Here is a 17,483-nt window from a genome sequence, read left to right on the forward strand (position 1 = left end):
CTCGGCGTTAAACTCGGAGCACTCTACATCTCCACGTCGAAGCGACTCGTAGCCATAGTTCTCGCACCCGTACTACGTCGCGCCACCCTGCTCCGGCAGTTCGAGGTGCGGGCCGATGATGAGCGTCCCCTCATCGCTGGGGGTTACCTTGTGCAACAATCGCCTTGATTGGAAGAAGTGTGTTGCACAAGGCCCCATAGCGGTGAATCCGTTTGATATCGTGGGTGGTAGGCCAAGTTGGGGAACTATGCCTATTGCTACCGAATTATCTTATCTGACCCAACCATACGAGATTCGCAGTGAGCGGGAACTACAACGGGAGCTATCGCGCCTCTTTCAATCCGCCTACAGGAATGACGTGCCAATTGGACCCACATGGGTTTGTGAGTACACGGACCGGCCAGATCTGGAACTAATGGCGATCGAGCTTGCGGAGAACCGACACCAGAAAGGCAAGTCTTGAGATAGAGATCTCGGACACCTCCTTTCGGCTCCTATCACACGCTGACAGACTTGCTGACTTTGGTTATTTCCCCTGCTTGCAGTTTTAGGAGACTCACACTCTTTACCCCACATACCTACCGTCGGTACTATTCCGCTCAGCGTCAGAACGGTGGTTGCGGACTACTTTTGTGAGAACACAGGCAATATCTCACTAGATGGATTACTGCTATAGTCATAGCCGTGACTGCCAGGGGGAATTCGTTCCCCGCAGACCATCACCGGAGGCTACTAAAAAAGAGACGAGCAACCCGAAAGTCAAACTCACCGAGATAGATGTCGACAGCCGAGAGTTTGCTGGCCCGATCGAGCACCTGGTATCTAACCGATCCAGATTTCCTGACACTGGTGACGTATGAGTGCGAACCCAGACGCTGGAACAGATGTTGACGCGGATCCAGACGCTGACATAGAAATTGAGACCGACGCTGAATCAGACATCGGGACCGCCAATACGATGCGCGAACGCTCGAATGAAAGCCGGATCAAACTCTGGCTGGTCCTTAACGGGAGCCGCCCTCTTGTAACGGGACTCCTTGCAGTGGGCTTTTTCGTCTCCTTTGTCGGTATTGGAGCCCTATTCATTCCGAACTTCGAGTCGACGCTCCGCTCCGACGACATGATCAACTACATGTTCTCGACGATGATCAGCGCGATCATCACCGGGACGACGCTGGTCGTCACGATCAGCCAGCTCGTGATTTCCCAAGAGAACGGCCCGCTAGGCGAACAGCGAGAACGAATGAGCAACACGATGGACTTTCGGGAGTATACCGAGGAGATGATCGGCTCGCCGAGCCCCGCCGACCCATCAGCGTTCCTGCATGATATTGTCAACCTGAGCGAGCGTCAGGCTAAGCTATTACGTGAGTCGATTACCGACAATGACGATGAGCAGCTCAAGGCCAAGGTCGACGAGTATACTGAGAGTCTGATCGGCAATGCCCAAGAGGTTCAAGATCAACTGGATGGTGCGAGCTTTGGCTCGTTTGACGTCGTCACCGCTTCGCTCAACTACAATTACGGAACCAAGATTTTTCATCTGGAGCGCATCGCAAACGACCATCCTGATAGCCTTTCCGACGAGGATATGACGCTCCTTGATGAGCTGAAGTCGACACTATCGATGTTCGGGCCGGCGCGTGAACACATCAAAACGCTGTATTTTGAGTGGGCGCTGATTGATCTCTCACAGCTGATCCTGTACGTCTCAGTGCCAGCATTACTTGTCGCGGGCAGCATGCTTGGATTTTATAGTGGGATTTCGTTCCCGAACACAACCGTTGGGGTGAACAATTCGATTCTTATTGTCGGTGCGGCGTTCACCGTTACACTATTGCCGTTTTTCTTACTTATCTCATATATTGCACGGGTGGCAACAGTCGCTAAACGGACTCTTGCCATTGGCCCGCTTATCCTTCGAGAATCCGCACGGTGAACTACACCCTATCCTACTCGCTTACGACGTTTGCAGCTCGCTTCTTGAGGGAGGGCTTCCTGTTTTCACAACGCGCTTTGTAGACACCACATGAATGTTCAGAGGGAGCGCAGTCTCCATAGGTATTGAATCGGAGTAAATCACTCTCCTTGATCGAATCCTCACTGTTCCGCAAAAACTCCCGATCGGCTTCGGTTAGGATCCCGTTGATCGCGGAGAGGCGATGATCGAGGAGATCGCTGAGGACGCTAGTATCGAGCCCAATGAGTACGACGCGAAGGTTGTCATGGACGATGACGTCAGGTCGGCGATCCTCGCTCATACAGAGCTACGATACGGTTTGTGTTGTTGGCCTCTCTGAGCAGCGGTCAGTCTCACGGATCCTCTTCGGCTCACTCGCCGAACGGATCGCGACCCAGGTAGGAGGTAGCGCGAGGAGGCGATTGAGAAGACCGCGATGAGCGAGATCAAGATAGTGATCGTCGCGAGCGTGAACCCGATCTCGGCGACACTGTCGAGCCCGCCGGCGGCGAGCATCGCGAGCATGAAGACGAGGTAGATGTCCTGGACGATCAGCACGCCGACGTCGATCTTTCCGGGGAGAGCGGTGATCTCGTCCTTGTCGGTGAGGATCTTCACGATGATCGGCGTTGCGCCGAAGACGGTCACGAGCGCGATGATGATCGTCTCGATAAAGGTGAAGCCAAGGACCCACGCAACCGCAAACGCGAGCGCGGTCTGGAGGATCGTCTGCCAGACGGCGATGTTGATGATCGGGCGCAGGATCTCCTTAACGTCGTCGAGCCGCATCTTGATGCCCAGCAGAAAGAGCAAAAAGCCCAGCCCGAGCTCGGCCATCAGCTCGACAAGTCCCTCCTCGGTGACGACATCGAGGAAGACGGGACCGAGGATGATCCCGGTAAGAATATAGGCGATGATCGTCGGCTGGCCCGTCTGCTTCGCGAGAAAGCCGATGACTGTCGCCGTGACGATGATGATGGCGAAATCGGCGGCGAGGGCAATCTGGGTAACCATCCAGTCTCTATCCGTTTAACGACAGGTGATAGAGAACAAAACTGTTTTGCACTCCATTAAGGGGTTCATACAGTCATACAGGATGGACGTATATTTTTGGTGCTGTAATCCTGTTCAGATCTTCCGGAGAACTGCGTTCAGCTTATCGTGTGTCTCATCCGTGCCAATAACCATGAGTCGATCGCCAGCTTTGAAGTCGAAATCATCACCGGGAACGGAATCGATTTCCCCATCACGATCGACCCCTAGTATCTTGACCCCCGTTTTTCGCTCCATATCGCTCTTATTCATATGTTGGATTGGTGAATTTTCAGTGATGGCGTACCACTCGATGTGTTCTCCGCGTGCAGTTTCTTCGGAAAGCCTCGCCGCGACGGGTTGGTAGTAGGCGCCCACCAGAAAGAGGCCCAGTGTTCGTGCCTGTGGATCGGTCAACTCCATCACTTCCTCGTAGTCCTCGCTGGGATCGTCCCGGCAAAACACTTGACGACTACCATTTGATTGGATGACCACCGCGATACTGCGATCTTCGTTGAGATACATCTCGTATCTTTTCCCGACACCGGGAAGCGTCGTTTCCTCGATTTCAAACGGCATGACTCGGTATTTGTGTGGGACCCATTTACAGTCTTCTCCGGTAATTACTCAAGGGTTTAAATCGAACACGAGTGCCTCTCCCCTGGCTTTGTTTTCAAGTCGTCTTCCCTGTTGCTACTACGGCCTTGTTTGCGTGGTTCGCTCTCGTGGTCTATTCTCGTCGATGGGGCGCTATCCGCTCGAGATCACTCGTCGTCGATCCCAGTCGGGTGGATATAGAAAAGAGAGGTAGACTCGAACGGATGTTCCTGAGCTACACTCTTCTACATGCTAAAACCGCAGTTGAGGGAAATGGTATTTCAGGCATAAACTCTTGTTTCAGCGTAGATTAAATAAATGATCAACACAGAACGTAGATCATGAGTGGAGAGGAGGGGGAACTCGCCCGTAACCTCGGCTTTCTCGAGGCGATGACGATGGGAGGCGGGACGATGATTGGTGCGGGGATCTTTATACTCCCGGGGATCGCTGCGGAGGGTGCCGGACCGGCGAGCTCGATCTCGTTCGCGATTGCCGGACTCGTTGCACTGTTCGCGGCGGTCTCACTGGCAGAACTGGCAACCGGGATGCCGATTGCCGGTGGGAGCTACCACTACGTCAACCGCGCGCTCGGGAGCTTCTTTGGCAGCATCGTCGGCTGGGGGATGTGGACTGGGCTGATGTTCGCGAGTGCCTTCTACATGATCGGATTCGGCCAGTACCTCGTTGATCCGGTCCCCTTTCTCGACGGACGGGTCCTCATCATCCTATTTGGCCTCCTCGGACTCTCCTTTCTCGTCGGCGTCAACTACTACGGCACCGAGGAGTCGAGCACCTTCCAGAACGTGATGATCGGGAGCGAGACGGTCATCATCCTCATCTACCTCACCGTCGGCGTGTTCTTCGTCAAGCCCGCCAACCTCGATCCGTTCGCGCCAACGGGTCCGAGTGGCATCATCGCGACCACGGGGCTGGTGTTCGTCACGTTCCTTGGCTTCGAGATCATCGCCACCGTCGCCGAGGAGGTCAAGAATCCTGGGAGGAACATCCCGCTGACGATGATTCTCTCGGTGGTCTCAGTGTCAATCCTCTACGTAGTCGTCATGGTGATTAGCACCGGGGTCGTCCCGTACGACCAACTCGGCGAGTCGCTGGTCCCGGTCTCCGATGTCGCGGAGATCTCGATGGGGTTCGCGGGCGTGGTCGCGATCGTCGCCTCCGCGGTGATCGCGGCGATTTCGAGCTCGAACTCCTCGATCCTCGCGGCCGCGCGCGTCGTGATCCGACGTGCCGACCCTGACGGCTACGAGCCCGACTTCGAGGTTCCCGGCGCGCTGTATCCGGCAGTGCCGGTGCTGGGTGTGATCCTGTCGGTCGTCATCATCACGCAGATGGAGCCGGTCGTAATCGCCATCGGGCTGGGGATCGTCGCGCTCGGCGCCCTCTGGTACGTCCTCTACGTCAGAAACAGGGACATCGACGAGAGCCTCATGGGCGAGGCGATTGTCCCTGCCGAGAGAGGGAGGCCGAGCGGCGCGGGCGGTCCAAACGGGGCGACGGACGCCTACCGGGTCGTCGTCCCGATCGCGAACCCCGGAACCCAGAAGGGGCTATTGAGGCTCGCCGCCGCCAGCGCCCATACCCACTCCGAGGTCGAAACCCCGGAGATTGTCGCCGTCAACGTCCTCCAGGTCCCCTCACAGACCTCCCTCGAGCAGAAGCTCCAGTTCGAGGAAGAACATGTCGAGACCCAGCGCCAGTTGCTCGAGAGCGCCCGGGACGCAGCCACGGATATGGACGTCACCCTCAGAACCCGTGCGATTGTCGGACCAGATCCTCATCGGTTCGCACAAACCGGCGAACAGACGCCAACACGTCTTCGGGTCGAAGCTTGACATTGTGCTCAAGAACGCACCGTGTGAGGTCTCGATGGTTGACCTCAAGAGCGAAGAGATCGGCACGCCTGTGGCACTCGCCGGTCCCGGCCCGCACGCACCAGTGGCCGCTCGCCGGGCCTCCGAGTTCGCGACGATCGACGGGACAATGCCAACTCTACTGAATGTCCAGCACCCCGAGAACGAGGACACGGACGAACCCGATCCTGTCGAACGGGGCGAAGAAGTGATTGTAGAGATGGCCGAACGGGCGGGGCTGGAACCAGACGAGTACGAGAGCGAAGTCCTCGTCCATGATGACATCAAGTCCGCAATTCTCGGGACGGTCGATGATTACGATACAGTTTGTGCTGGGGTCTCCACACAGATATCCGCCACGCAGATCCTGTTTGGGTCGCTCGCAGAGCAGATCGAGCAGCAGACGGCCGGTAACGTCGTAATGGTGCGCGGTTCGTACGAGACTCATCCGTCCATCCGGGAAGCGATCGCCGAACGGCTCACGGCCTGACTCCACGGGATGGACGGACTGCCGCGGTCGGGAATGAGACTTCCGCTATCCATCTTGGCGATACTGTATGCAAATACGAAGGCCTTGTTCGTAAGATCAACAACGAATTCAGCGGACGCCCTCTCACGAATACTTGGCCGATTTCTCCCCTCGTCGAGCTCCGCCCGCTTAAGAGTGAGAAACGGTCTCTGATTGAACCGCGTCATGCGTTCCATTTCCTCACTGAGGGTCAGCGTCGAGACCACCTCTTCTCGCCTCGAGGCATCGGGCACCCCTCTTCTATCCCATCTTATTTGATCTATACATTGAAATAGAAAATTATCTATATCCGAAATTTAAATGTATAATATATATACCCACTGCGGATGATATAATTGTCATAATTCTAACGCATATTGCTTAGTACTGTTGGTTATTCTGACGAATTCCAGTCCCCACCCAGTTCTGTCCGGTTAAAAGTAAGAAATGATCCGCGGTTAAATTGTGTTACTCGTCCTGTTTCCTCACTCAGCGTCACGGTTGAGATAACATTTTCTCGTTTCGACGTGTCTAAGGCACTCATATGGCGTGCACCCATCCAGGCCTCATAGTCGCTCGCAGTGACTGTTTCTGGGTTGATCTGCTCCGGAGAAACATCTCTGAATCGCACCATTTGCTCGTGAATCACACCGTCTACACTGACAACAACCGCCCCATCACTGGTCAAAGCAACTTCTTTTGCAGTCTCGTACAGCGCATCTAAATCCCCAAGAACGTCGTTAGACTGCTCTAGTGGCCATTGATTGCTGCCCATCGGATCCGCGAACTCATCGATTGATCGTCCAGTAACAACTGCGATATAGAGCCCCGGACCTTTTGCATATTTATCATCCCACTGATTGAATTCGACACTGATGCTCTCAAGTGTATAAAAAAGACGATCAAGGATTTCTTGTACACGACGGTGAGTCTCGTATTCGATTCGAAGAGCAGAGGTAGTCACAATTGCAGAGACGGAGTAGACTGACATAATGGCTGGGTATGGAATGACATTTATATAATTGATATGATATCATCTTGTAGGTAATGGTATAATACGCGCGATTAGACTCTCGAATTGCCATTTTATAGGATGAATATTGTAGAGAACTCGCTCATTAGCCCTGTGGTGACCCCTGCAACAGTTCACTACTATGAGGCTCTGCCGAATAAAAATCATATTGTATTTAATAGGATTGCTCTGAGGTCTGTTCTTAACCAAGACTGTGAAAACGTGTTGTTATAGGAAACCGCACGGCGGAAAGAGGGTTTCAACAAAATCTATTATGACTATATCTGATTTATACTCGATGTTGCTCTTCGGTGGGACCACCCTCAATAGATGAGATCACTAATGTCGGGAAAGCCAAACGACAAAGAGTGGTTTTAGCAGGATCTCATACGGTGTTTCATAGCAGCGAACGATCTGTCCCATTAATACAGGATACACTAACCTAAACTCCGTAGATGACATGAGCGGTCCTGCAGATACCTCATTTGCGAAGAATTTTCCATGGTACTTATACCGTGTGAGACGGTAGAGAATTGCATGACTTATTTTTGGATAGTATCACAGACCCAAGGAAGATCGACGGTAGTGTATGAATCTCCCTAAGATCAATGGTACTGCATGAACCAATATCGGTCAGCAGTCCTTTCTTCCGAGACCAGGTTAGAATCGTTAGTGGTTGCCAGAGAAGAGATCAAATGAATGAGTAGCGACGAAGAGCTCGCAAAGGACCTTGGACCACTTGCCGCCCTAACAATTGGAATTGGGACGATGGTCGGTGCCGGTATCTTCGTCCTGCCTGGAACTGCCGTCGCGCGAGCGGGACCACTCGCCACAGTGACGTTTGTTCTCGGTGGGATCATTGCACTGTTCACGGCACTGTCTGCCTCAGAGCTCGGTACTGCAATGCCAAAATCAGGTGGTGCGTACTTCTACATCAATCGCGCCCTTGGGCCACTATTCGGGTCGATCAGTGGATGGGCTAACTGGTTAGGGCTAGCGTTCGCCTCCGCATTTTACATGTATGGATTCGGTGAGTACGTCAACACACTCATCGGAGTTCCTGGAATTACACTCGGACCAATTGTGCTTGAGGCAGCCCAGCTCATCGGACTGGCCGGTGCACTGCTTTTTATTGGTATCAACTATTTTGGCGCTAAGGAAACCGGCGGGATACAGATCGTCATTGTCCTTCTCCTATTGGGTATCCTCGCCGTGTTCACCGTCGTTGGCTTGTTGAACGCTAATCTTAATTCTTTACAGCCAATCGCGCCGGCAGGAACGACCAGTGAAGTCCTTCCGGTGACCGCCATTGTCTTCGTCTCATACCTTGGTTTTGTCCAGATTACGTCCGTAGCTGAGGAGATCAAAGATCCCGGTAAGAATCTACCGCGTGCAGTCATTGGTTCGGTAGTGATTGTCACTGTAATATACGCGCTTTTTTTAGTCGTCCTTCTCGCGGCGGTCCCGACGGATTTGGTCGCTGATAACGACACTGCGGTCGTCGATGCGGCACAACTTCTGTTCAGTCAATACAGTCTCTTTGGAATTGATATGGGTATTCTCGGCTGGGCACTGCTACTGTTCGGTGGGCTACTTGCAACGGCTTCCTCAGCCAACGCCTCGATCCTCTCATCGTCGCGTATCAATTTCGCAATGGGGCGCGAGAAAATTGTCACACCGTCCCTTAATGAGATCCATCCGAAATTCGGGACACCGTACAAATCAATCGCAATCACCGGGGGCCTAATTCTGCTGTTTTTGTTCGTAGGCAACCTTGAACTGCTAGCAACTGCAGGGTCTGTCCTTCATCTTCTTGTCTACGGCCTCCTAAATCTTGCACTCATTGTGATGCGGGAAGCTGAGCCTTCGGGTTATAATCCTGATTTCAAGGTACCTCTTTATCCAATCGTCCCACTTGTCGGTGCAGTCACGTCGTTCGCGCTTATTGCATATATTGAACCACTGGTGATCGGGCTCTCCCTATTGCTCGTCATCTTTGCCGCACTCTGGTACTTCGTTTATGCCCGATCGCGGGTTGAAAATCCTGGTGTTCTCGCAGACTGGGTACTCGATCGATCGGAAGAACTGCCGGAATCTGCAGTTTCTGTCACCACTTCAGTCCAACCTGAAGGCGACGACTACCGAGTAATGGTCCCGCTTGCAAACCCGGCTACCGAGAAACACCTCATTACACTGGCATCGGCAATCGCAAATCAGCATAATGGAACGGTTGTTGCTGTCAATATTGCGAATGTTCCAGATCAGACTTCACTGGCGGCTGCCCGCGAGCGTGGTGCTCATACCGCCGCCCATAATCTTCTTGATCAAGCGCAGAAAGACGCTGAAACGTTCGGTATTGACATAGAGACACACGTTGTTCTTTCACATCGCACCTTTGAGGAGATTTTCGATGCTGCACGTACATACGGTGCTGATATGTGTGTGATGGGATGGGGAGAAGACTCACACGGTTCTCCTGGTCGTGCCGAATCGGCGATTGACGAGCTCGCCCACACGCTGCCCTGTGACTTTCTAGTGTTCCGTGATCGGGGCTTCGAAACCTCACGTATCCTTGTTCCAACGGCTGGTGGTCCTGATTCCGACCTCTCAGCTGCGATAGCACGTACCTTGCAGATCGAATTCGACGCCGCTGTGACACTGTTACACGTTACCGACGACGAGGAGGCTGGTCGTATGTTCCTCCAAGAGTGGGCAGCCAAACACGAGTTATTGGATACCGAGTTGCGCATCGAAACCGGCGACGTCGAAACATCTATCGAACGGGCTGCCACGGATGCAACACTACTCATTATTGGAGCGACAGAGAAAGGACTACTGTCTCGGTTGGTTCGCGGTTCACTAGTGTTGCAAGTGCTTGATGATGTTGACTGCTCCGTACTGCTTGCTGAGAAAAAACACCAGCGCAGTCTATTCGGTCGATTCTTTGGGACAGACACGCAGGTGGATGCACCGTCTAAAACGGGCGTTACGACGGAGCCTAGTACGCCTGATACTGACGACATCGAGAATATGGGCGATGAAAACGCTTCCGACTCGACTACCAGTACGGTTTAACGATGTCCTCGCCAAACAAGGAGTATGAATGCGGACCTCTTTCGGACAGTAATGGTACCGATTGCGGACCCAGACGACGCTCGGGAGACGGCACGAGCAATCCGTACATACCTCAGCCCAAACTCTGAGATTATCGTTACTCATGTCGTGCCAAAGGGAGAGGGAGTGCCAGACAAGGCATCAGTCGCTCAACGAAAGGATTTCGCGCAGGATGCTTACGAAAATTTTCTCAATGTACTCGCAGCAGACAAGAGCCGCATTACACCGTTGACATTATACGGCCGGGACGTTACAGACACGATTATTGAAGGGGCTCTGGAAACAGATACCACTACTATTGCTTTCACGCCACGGGGCGCGAGCAGATGGACGAAGTTGATTACGGGCAATATTTCTGAATCGCTGATTCGGAACTCTAGTGTTCCAGTACTCGTTCTGCCGCCGCAAGAAGAGTATGAGCCGCTCGAGTAAGCGCGCTTGGCACTTGGCTCACTCTCTTGCTCTTGTCACGTGGGCAATCGGGATAACTGACGCTTCATTGCATACCACACAGATCTCGGGCTTAGTTTTGTATGGTACTCCACAGCGTTGGCATGCGTATCTCCAGGAATGTTTGTCTGTGTTCTGTACGTCGTAAGTCATCTACACCCTACCATTATAGACTAAGTTAGTGTTATATTAACATCTTCCCCTTGTTACCTCGAGATATGTGACTGGAATATAGAATGATCTAAATCATCAGAACCACACACAAACATACACAACACTAAAGTAATCCAAATATATATGCTGGTTGAGAAATATACACTGATGTAATGCTGAACATCTCATCTTCGAAGGCTGCTATTCTCGTTCCTATCGCAAACCCAGAGACAGCCACGCATCTCGTATCCACAGCGATCGATCTTGCTATTGATAGGGATCTCCGGATTGAACTCCTGACTGTCATTCGCGTCCCAGAGCAGCTCCCACTTGCTGCTGGAAAACGACTTATCGACACTGAACAGGATGTCCTCAATGATGCTACGGAACTCGTCCAAGATCACGATATCGAAGTAACAGGACGTATCCGTTTTGCTCGATCAGTTGCGAGTGGAATTCTGACGACTATTGACGAGTATGATATAGAACTCACGTTACTCGGTTGGCGAGGACGCCCTCGCCGACGAGATATCGTGCTTGGATCGCACCTTGATCAGATACTCAAGAATGCTACCTGCGATGTATTAGTCGAACGTATCGATGAATCGAGGAAATTAGACTCTATCCTCCTCCCGGTGGCTGGTGGACCAAATACTAAATTGGCAGCAACTGTCGCGGGCGCCCTTGCTCGAGTTCATGCTGCAGAGCTTCATGTAGTAACAATTCGCTCTCCAACGAATACGTCTCGTGAGCAAAAGAAGGCAGAAGAAATGCAAACTCGAATTATTGGGAATTTTACTGGGGTTTCTGTTATTAAACAAGATATTATCGAACATCCTTCTGTTACTGATATACTCATTGACCAATCTACAAACTATGATCTCATGGTACTTGGTGCCGCCTCCAGTACGCTTTTCAAACGTTCGTTAGTTGGTTCGCTACCAGAACACGTTGGACGAGAATCGCAGTGTCCAGTAATTATCACAAAGCGCTATCAAAACGCTCGCTCGCTAATGGCACGTACAGTCTCTCAAACCCGAAATCGATTACCACTATTCAGATGACTAATTCTCATTTCTTTCACTATATGACTGTATAGATGGCCAAGGAATTACTTTCGCAAGTATAATATGCGTGACAGCGCCCCGATCTTTCGTCTTTTGAACGACTGTTAGAGCAGATCGTAGTGGGGGCAGGCAACGATGTATATAGTGATCGCATTCGAGGGAATCATCTCAAAGAGGTATATGAACTCGAAACGCTGGGTTTCGGTTCAAGGAGCCAATCAGCCCGGTATGAAGTCGATCGGCATGAAGTCCAGTCAACTAAGCCCCTCCACAACGTACTCTTCTTACAGACGATGGAATTGAGGCTAGGACCGATCTCGTCGCATTCGCTTTCAGGAATACTGATTATATGCCTTGCATGGATCGGCCTTGTCTGGCTGTCTCTTCGATACACGATGATTCCGGATTTAGTGTATATATTTGGGACGTTCGCTATCATCTGCTGGATAGGATGGGTGATCTTCTATATGTTGGCGACACCTTACCAGTATACTAACTCTGCAAAACAGAATTCGGCCCCAGAGAGCAAACCACCAACAGTGTGTCCCTCATGCCAATCAAAACACTCCTATCGAGCCCGATTTACCACTGGTGGTGGATGGCGAGTCTCTGAGTATGTCTGTGAAAACTGTGGTCGACGAGAAAAGCGATACTGATCGTGGTCTGTGCACGTTGTTTCCAAATATACGAACAATGGACAGCCGATATTGGCGCAGCGTATGAAATTGCTCGACATACTGTCGAAAATATCGAGATGGTTGCAGGAGCACCATTTCCATCTGTGTTAGGCGAGAAGCTAAACGATTCGGAGGCGACACTTCGTATTCGGTTCTGGGTTAATCGGCCAAATGCAGAAAAACTCTGGTAAGTTGAAGATGAGATACTTCGTAGGGTAAAAGCAGCTCTGGACGAAAACGGAATTAATATTCTATATCTGCATCAGCGAATCGTTAGGATGAGAAGTAATCAAATGGTAGCTACCAAAATCCCGACAGTCGCTTCGGGGAGGTTCAGAAGTAGAGTTCCAATCCGTTCCGTCCTGAACTATCAATATTGATAGAACTTGAATGATCAGCCCCAATATACTGTTTCGTGAATCGGGAATGAACAAGATCATACCATACTGGAAGACTACATAAATACAAGAAGAGATCTAATGGTCGAGACAGTCGCACTGGCGACGGATTTTGCCCTCATCATTGGCGTAGCAGTTCTGCTGAGCTATATCGCCCGACTCACTGGACAACCGATCCTGATCGCATACCTCCTTACGGGGCTACTTGTTGGGCCGGTCTTTCTTGGCATTGTCATCGAAACTGACCTCATCGATTTGATGGCCGAGCTCGGGCTCGGATTCTTGCTCTTTCTAATCGGCCTGCGGATGCAAATTGACGAAATCCAAGAGATCTTCCGGCCCATTCTCAATCTCACGATCCTCGGAACAGTGTTGCAAACGCTGTTTGGCCTGCTCGTTGCGGTACTCTTCGGCTTCTCGCCGACCGAAATCCTCGTTATCGGACTCGCCTCAGTGTTTGGTGCAACACCGATTATCGTCAAGCTGCTTGCCGACAACGATCAGATCAACACGTTACCCGGACGGATTGATGTCGGTGTACTGGTTGTTCAGAACATCTATCTTGTTCTCTTGCTTGCACTCTTCGGAGCGGGGTCGCTCGATAGTCCCCTCGGAATTGCCATCAGTATCTTGACGGTGTTTGCACTCGTCGGTGCAATCGGGGCATTTGCCTACGTTGCTGCACGATACATTCTTCCAGGCCTGATCCAGTCGGTCGCGGACAACGATGAGATACTTTTTGTCGTCGGAATCGCATGGGCGTTCCTGTTTATCGTTGGTGCAGAAGAACTCGGTCTCTCGATTGAGATGGGAGCGTTTTTAGCTGGAATCAGCCTCGCACAGGTCCCCCAGAGTGCGCAACTCGCAGAACAGGTCCAGCCGATTACAGACTTTTTCATGATGGTATTCTTTACAAGTATTGGTCTCCAACTCGAGGCCGAGCAATTACTTGCGTTCTGGGTCGAGGCACTTATCGCCTCCGGCGTTCTAATGGGCGCGAACTTCGCTGGCTTTGCGCTGCTCATCTACCGAGAGGGGTTTTCTCCCGAAACCTCCTTCATCGGGAGTCTCAACATGGTCCAACTCAGTGAGTTTTCACTCGTGCTCGGCTCGCTCGCGGTCGCCCAAGGCTTCGTCGGCACTGAAGTGCTCGGTTATTTGAGCCTACTCGCGATCGTGACAATGAGTGTTTCGACGTACTTCATCAACTACAACTACGAGCTGTATCGGTACGCCGAGCCGTATCTCGATCGCTTCTCTCGCGAGGATGATCACACGATGGATGTAAGCACTCGTGAGAATCACGCCGTCGTTATTGGGCACGACGATGTGACCAGTGACGTACTGCCACTGCTTGGAAGACAATTCCACGATGTTGTGATCATTGACCGTAGTCAAGAATATCTCAACAAGCTCGACGAGACAGAGTATGATCTCATCTATGGCGATTTCAGCCATACCGAACACCGGAACGCGGCCAACCTCGACCGCGCGGCGTTCGTCCTCAGTTCGTCCGTACAGCGCGAAGTAAACCGAACACTGCTTGAGGAAGTAAACGATGAGGCGACGGTATTCATCGAGGCCGAACAAATCAAGGATGCTTTTGACCTTTACGAGCGGGGAGCAGACTACGTTATCATAAGTACGGTATTGGCCCGCGAGATGATTGGCGAACACTTGCGTCAGTATCTTACCGATCACGAGGCGTTCATGGACGTACGTGATCGGGACATCGGTCGAATGTTATGGAGGCTTGGCGATGACTGATCTGCTCGGTGCGCTTGGGCTGATCTTCGTGGTTTCAGCAGTATTGCTTGTTGTCGCCCATCAATTTTCGATTCCAGTGGTGCCAGTCTATATTATCACTGGCCTCATGCTTCCTCCACTTGTCGGCCAAGATCTAACGCTGGAACTCGCTCAGTGGGGGATCGCGTTTCTTGTATTCGTTTTCGGTGTCAATGTCGAGCCCACGCGATTGGAAGCAGTCACAGGAGATAGTGAATTTGTCGCTGCCGAATCAGTACTCATTCTTGGAGGATTTGGCTATGGAGCGGCGCTGTTGCTCGGTCTCGATGCACTCAACGCAATATATTTCAGCATTGCAGCCGCTCTGAGTTCGTCACTCGTTGGTCAGGATTTGATTCGTCGTGAGATTTACATTAATCTGCTCTACGGCCGGCTCGTCCAGTCAGTCCATTTCATTCAAGATCTCATCGCCATTGTATTGATCCTCGTGTTGAGTGCGTCAGTATTCACACCCGATGCGATTGCAGCAGCACTTGGCTACGGCGTTCTTCTGCTCCTTATCGCAGTTGTGGTTCGTGTCTACTTGTTTGGAACACTAATTCGACTCTCAGGTGGGTCGGACGAGCTGCTGATCCTTACCGCTATTGGCATGCTCATCGGATTTATCATCGGTTCGGAGCTCGCGGGCGTCTCAATCGCTATTGGAGCCTTTGCGGCCGGGCTCGCGATCACGAAAGAGTTCACGCAGAATCTCGCGCTGCTTAATGGACTCGATTCGCTTGAATCATTCTTCAGTGCGATTTTCTTCGTTGTACTTGGGAGTCTGGTGACGGTCCCGACTCTTGATGTGGTGATTGTTGCAGCCACGCTAATAGTGCTAATCGCCATCCTGAAGCCGATCGTAACCATATACCTCCTTCTGTATCGAGGGTACGAAACGCGAACAGCATGTCTCACGAGCTTTAGCCTCGATCAAGTAAGCGAATTTAGTCTCATCATCGCAATTCAAGCGTTTATTCTTGGACGGATCGCCCCTGATATATTTCAGGCGATTATCCTTGCCTCAGCGGTAACGATGATCACCTCGACAGCGACAAAACAGTTCGAAGAGGAACTGTATCGATTCATTTCTCGCTATCCGATATTTACTTCTGCACACGAAAAAATGGCTGAACAGAGCAACGTCGAATCTGATCTGAGTGATCACATTGTTCTTATTGGCTACGGCAAGCTTGGTACACAAGTCGGGAAGGTCTGTCATGAGCTCGAAGAGGACCTTGTTGTCGTTGATCACGATCCCGACCAACTTGCATGGGCACGGCGAGAACACAGCAACTATGTCTTCGGTGATGCAATGGATCCAGAAACGTGGCAACGCGCTGGTATTGACTCGTGTCGACTAATCTATTCAACGGTTCCAGACCGACGTCTTTCGGAGCGACTGCTAGAAATTGAAACAGAGGCAGACGTGATCGTGCGCGCAGATCGAACTGATGAGGCACTCGACTTATTCGAACAAGGAGCGGCTTACGTGAACGTCCCCGATTTCCTTGCGTCTGAACGACTCACCGACACCGTCAGAGACCTCTTAGCGGGCGAGAGGACGACTGAAACGCTCAGAGACGATGGAACAGCTTCGCTTCGAGACACTCAAGTCGACCTCCAAGAAGCCGGCCCGTGGAATCGGTAGCCTTCGACATCAGTTGTGTTCTCCACTCACGAATGCGTACTAATCTGTAGTTTAACTACAATTAAATCTGACTTATTGCTGATCTGCGTAGTTAGAACAGAGCCAATGCCGATCTAAGCCGGAGTGGAATAAAAACTGCGCCTAAAGTATCTACGTCCCAACTACATTAATTTAACCTCTCCAGTACCGTAAAACACGACTGGTGGTAGAAATGTGAGTTCTAATTCAATCAGGTCCTCCCCTCCTAGTTACAACTCTGAGCAGCCTTCCCTCGGTGTAGTAGTAGTAGTAGTAGTAGTAGAGGGAGTAGAAACAGTTTCGTTGGTTCTGCCTTCGAAAGCATATCCCACCACGGTGTGATGAGTCAGACAGTTCCTTGTGCAACAGCTGTCCTGTTATGACTTCCAGAGTGTTGCACAAGGACACTCAACAATAGTGGAGAATTCAAATCATCGGCACGGGATGTAGTCTGTGGTTCTCTAAAAAATTTCTCTCGGCAACTATCCAATGCGGCGTTTCCGTTTGGAGCACTCATCTTTCGAAGTCACTTCGAGAGAGGATCCAGAAGAGTTCCAATGTCATGTGTTTAAAGCCCAAACATCGCTGAGCCACTCGGTGGATAGATAACACTAACAGCTGGTACGCTGAACTCCACGCTGTGTCGGGCACAACTGCTCCTCATTCCTATCGTGATTTTATCGATCCGTCAGCACCGATGTACCGATCGGACCAAGAGATACTGGACCAACTTTGTACCCACTCTCAACGAAGTGCCAATCAACTCTCCGAAAACCGGTTCCGAGAGAACGTCATCCGATTACAACTCAAGGATCTCGCTCGCATAGGAGCGATACGAGAAACCGGCTACGAAACGTACGCAATCACCGCCTATGGAACAGACTTGTTCCATGATCCGTCTACTGTTCCAATAACTGACGGTCTCTTCGAGGTGCAAGAAATCGCGCCAAAGTAGTTCCCGTCAGACAGCCAGCGTCTCTGTGATTTTAGCTCACTGGATGGACAAACAGTGAAGGCGATCAATCTCGAGCTTAGCAAAGAATCAGAGCAGACCTATGGGTGGATCCGCAACGACCGAGATCTAACGCGCCGCCGAATACGGAATGTCCAAGACACAGCGATCCACCGGCTCATTCGAGAATTTCCGACGAACGATCCACTGCCAGCACAGAGTGCTCATTGGGTTC

The 17,483-nt window shown here is 51.5% G+C and carries 11 protein-coding genes and 1 pseudogene; 8 read left to right on the plus strand and 4 right to left on the minus strand.

Going from position 1 to position 17,483, the window contains the following annotated elements; genetic code table 11:
* Window positions 1-856 precede the first annotated feature (856 nt).
* Window positions 857-1,939: a hypothetical protein gene (locus WOA58_RS17180; protein WP_340605515.1), complete on the plus strand. Its 1,083-nt coding sequence runs from the start codon at window positions 857-859 to the stop codon at window positions 1,937-1,939.
* 13 nt (window positions 1,940-1,952) lie between these two features.
* Here the strand turns inward: WOA58_RS17180 and WOA58_RS17185 are convergent, their stop codons facing one another.
* The 3 genes and pseudogenes from WOA58_RS17185 to WOA58_RS17195 form a co-directional block, all read right to left on the minus strand.
* Window positions 1,953-2,261 carry a hypothetical protein gene (locus WOA58_RS17185; protein WP_340605516.1) on the minus strand — a complete coding sequence of 103 codons (309 nt, stop codon included), beginning with the start codon at window positions 2,259-2,261 and terminating at the stop codon, window positions 1,953-1,955.
* A gap of 38 nt (window positions 2,262-2,299) precedes the next feature.
* Window positions 2,300-2,974 (minus strand): annotated as a pseudogene (locus WOA58_RS17190) (cation:proton antiporter domain-containing protein); the annotation flags it as partial.
* A 114-nt stretch (window positions 2,975-3,088) separates the two neighbouring features.
* Window positions 3,089-3,571 carry a cation:proton antiporter regulatory subunit gene (locus tag WOA58_RS17195; protein WP_340605518.1) on the minus strand — a complete coding sequence of 161 codons (483 nt, stop codon included), beginning with the start codon at window positions 3,569-3,571 and terminating at the stop codon, window positions 3,089-3,091.
* A 359-nt stretch (window positions 3,572-3,930) separates the two neighbouring features.
* Here WOA58_RS17195 and WOA58_RS17200 point away from each other — a divergent pair, with 359 nt between their 5' ends.
* Entirely contained in the window at window positions 3,931-5,445 is a 1,515-nt protein-coding gene (locus tag WOA58_RS17200) for an amino acid permease (RefSeq protein WP_340605519.1), read from the plus strand.
* Between the two features lie 34 nt (window positions 5,446-5,479).
* Complete coding sequence (locus WOA58_RS17205; protein ID WP_340605520.1) at window positions 5,480-5,953, plus strand: hypothetical protein; 474 nt, start codon at window positions 5,480-5,482, stop codon at window positions 5,951-5,953.
* 412 nt (window positions 5,954-6,365) lie between these two features.
* Here WOA58_RS17205 and WOA58_RS17210 read toward each other — a convergent pair whose 3' ends face one another.
* Window positions 6,366-6,962, minus strand: a complete 597-nt coding sequence (locus tag WOA58_RS17210; RefSeq protein ID WP_340605521.1) for a diadenylate cyclase — start codon at window positions 6,960-6,962, stop codon at window positions 6,366-6,368.
* Between the two features lie 720 nt (window positions 6,963-7,682).
* Between WOA58_RS17210 and WOA58_RS17215 the strand changes: the two genes are divergently transcribed.
* The 5 genes from WOA58_RS17215 (at window position 7,683) to WOA58_RS17235 (ending at window position 16,278) form a co-directional block, all read left to right on the plus strand.
* Window positions 7,683-10,058: an amino acid permease gene (locus tag WOA58_RS17215; protein WP_340605522.1), complete on the plus strand. Its 2,376-nt coding sequence runs from the start codon at window positions 7,683-7,685 to the stop codon at window positions 10,056-10,058.
* A 51-nt stretch (window positions 10,059-10,109) separates the two neighbouring features.
* Window positions 10,110-10,529 (plus strand): universal stress protein, encoded by a 420-nt coding sequence (locus WOA58_RS17220; protein WP_340605523.1) that lies wholly within the window; start codon window positions 10,110-10,112, stop codon window positions 10,527-10,529.
* 344 nt (window positions 10,530-10,873) lie between these two features.
* Window positions 10,874-11,764, plus strand: coding sequence for a universal stress protein (locus WOA58_RS17225; protein ID WP_340605524.1), 891 nt, complete (start codon window positions 10,874-10,876; stop codon window positions 11,762-11,764).
* A 1,159-nt stretch (window positions 11,765-12,923) separates the two neighbouring features.
* Window positions 12,924-14,609, plus strand: coding sequence for a cation:proton antiporter (locus WOA58_RS17230; RefSeq protein WP_340605525.1), 1,686 nt, complete (start codon window positions 12,924-12,926; stop codon window positions 14,607-14,609).
* Window positions 14,602-16,278, plus strand: a complete 1,677-nt coding sequence (locus WOA58_RS17235) for a cation:proton antiporter (protein WP_340605526.1) — start codon at window positions 14,602-14,604, stop codon at window positions 16,276-16,278. Before WOA58_RS17230 ends, WOA58_RS17235 begins: the two co-directional genes overlap by 8 nt.
* The last annotated feature ends 1,205 nt before the right edge of the window (window positions 16,279-17,483 follow it).

The organism is Halalkalicoccus tibetensis (genome assembly GCF_037996645.1).
Lineage (GTDB): Archaea > Halobacteriota > Halobacteria > Halobacteriales > Halalkalicoccaceae > Halalkalicoccus > Halalkalicoccus tibetensis.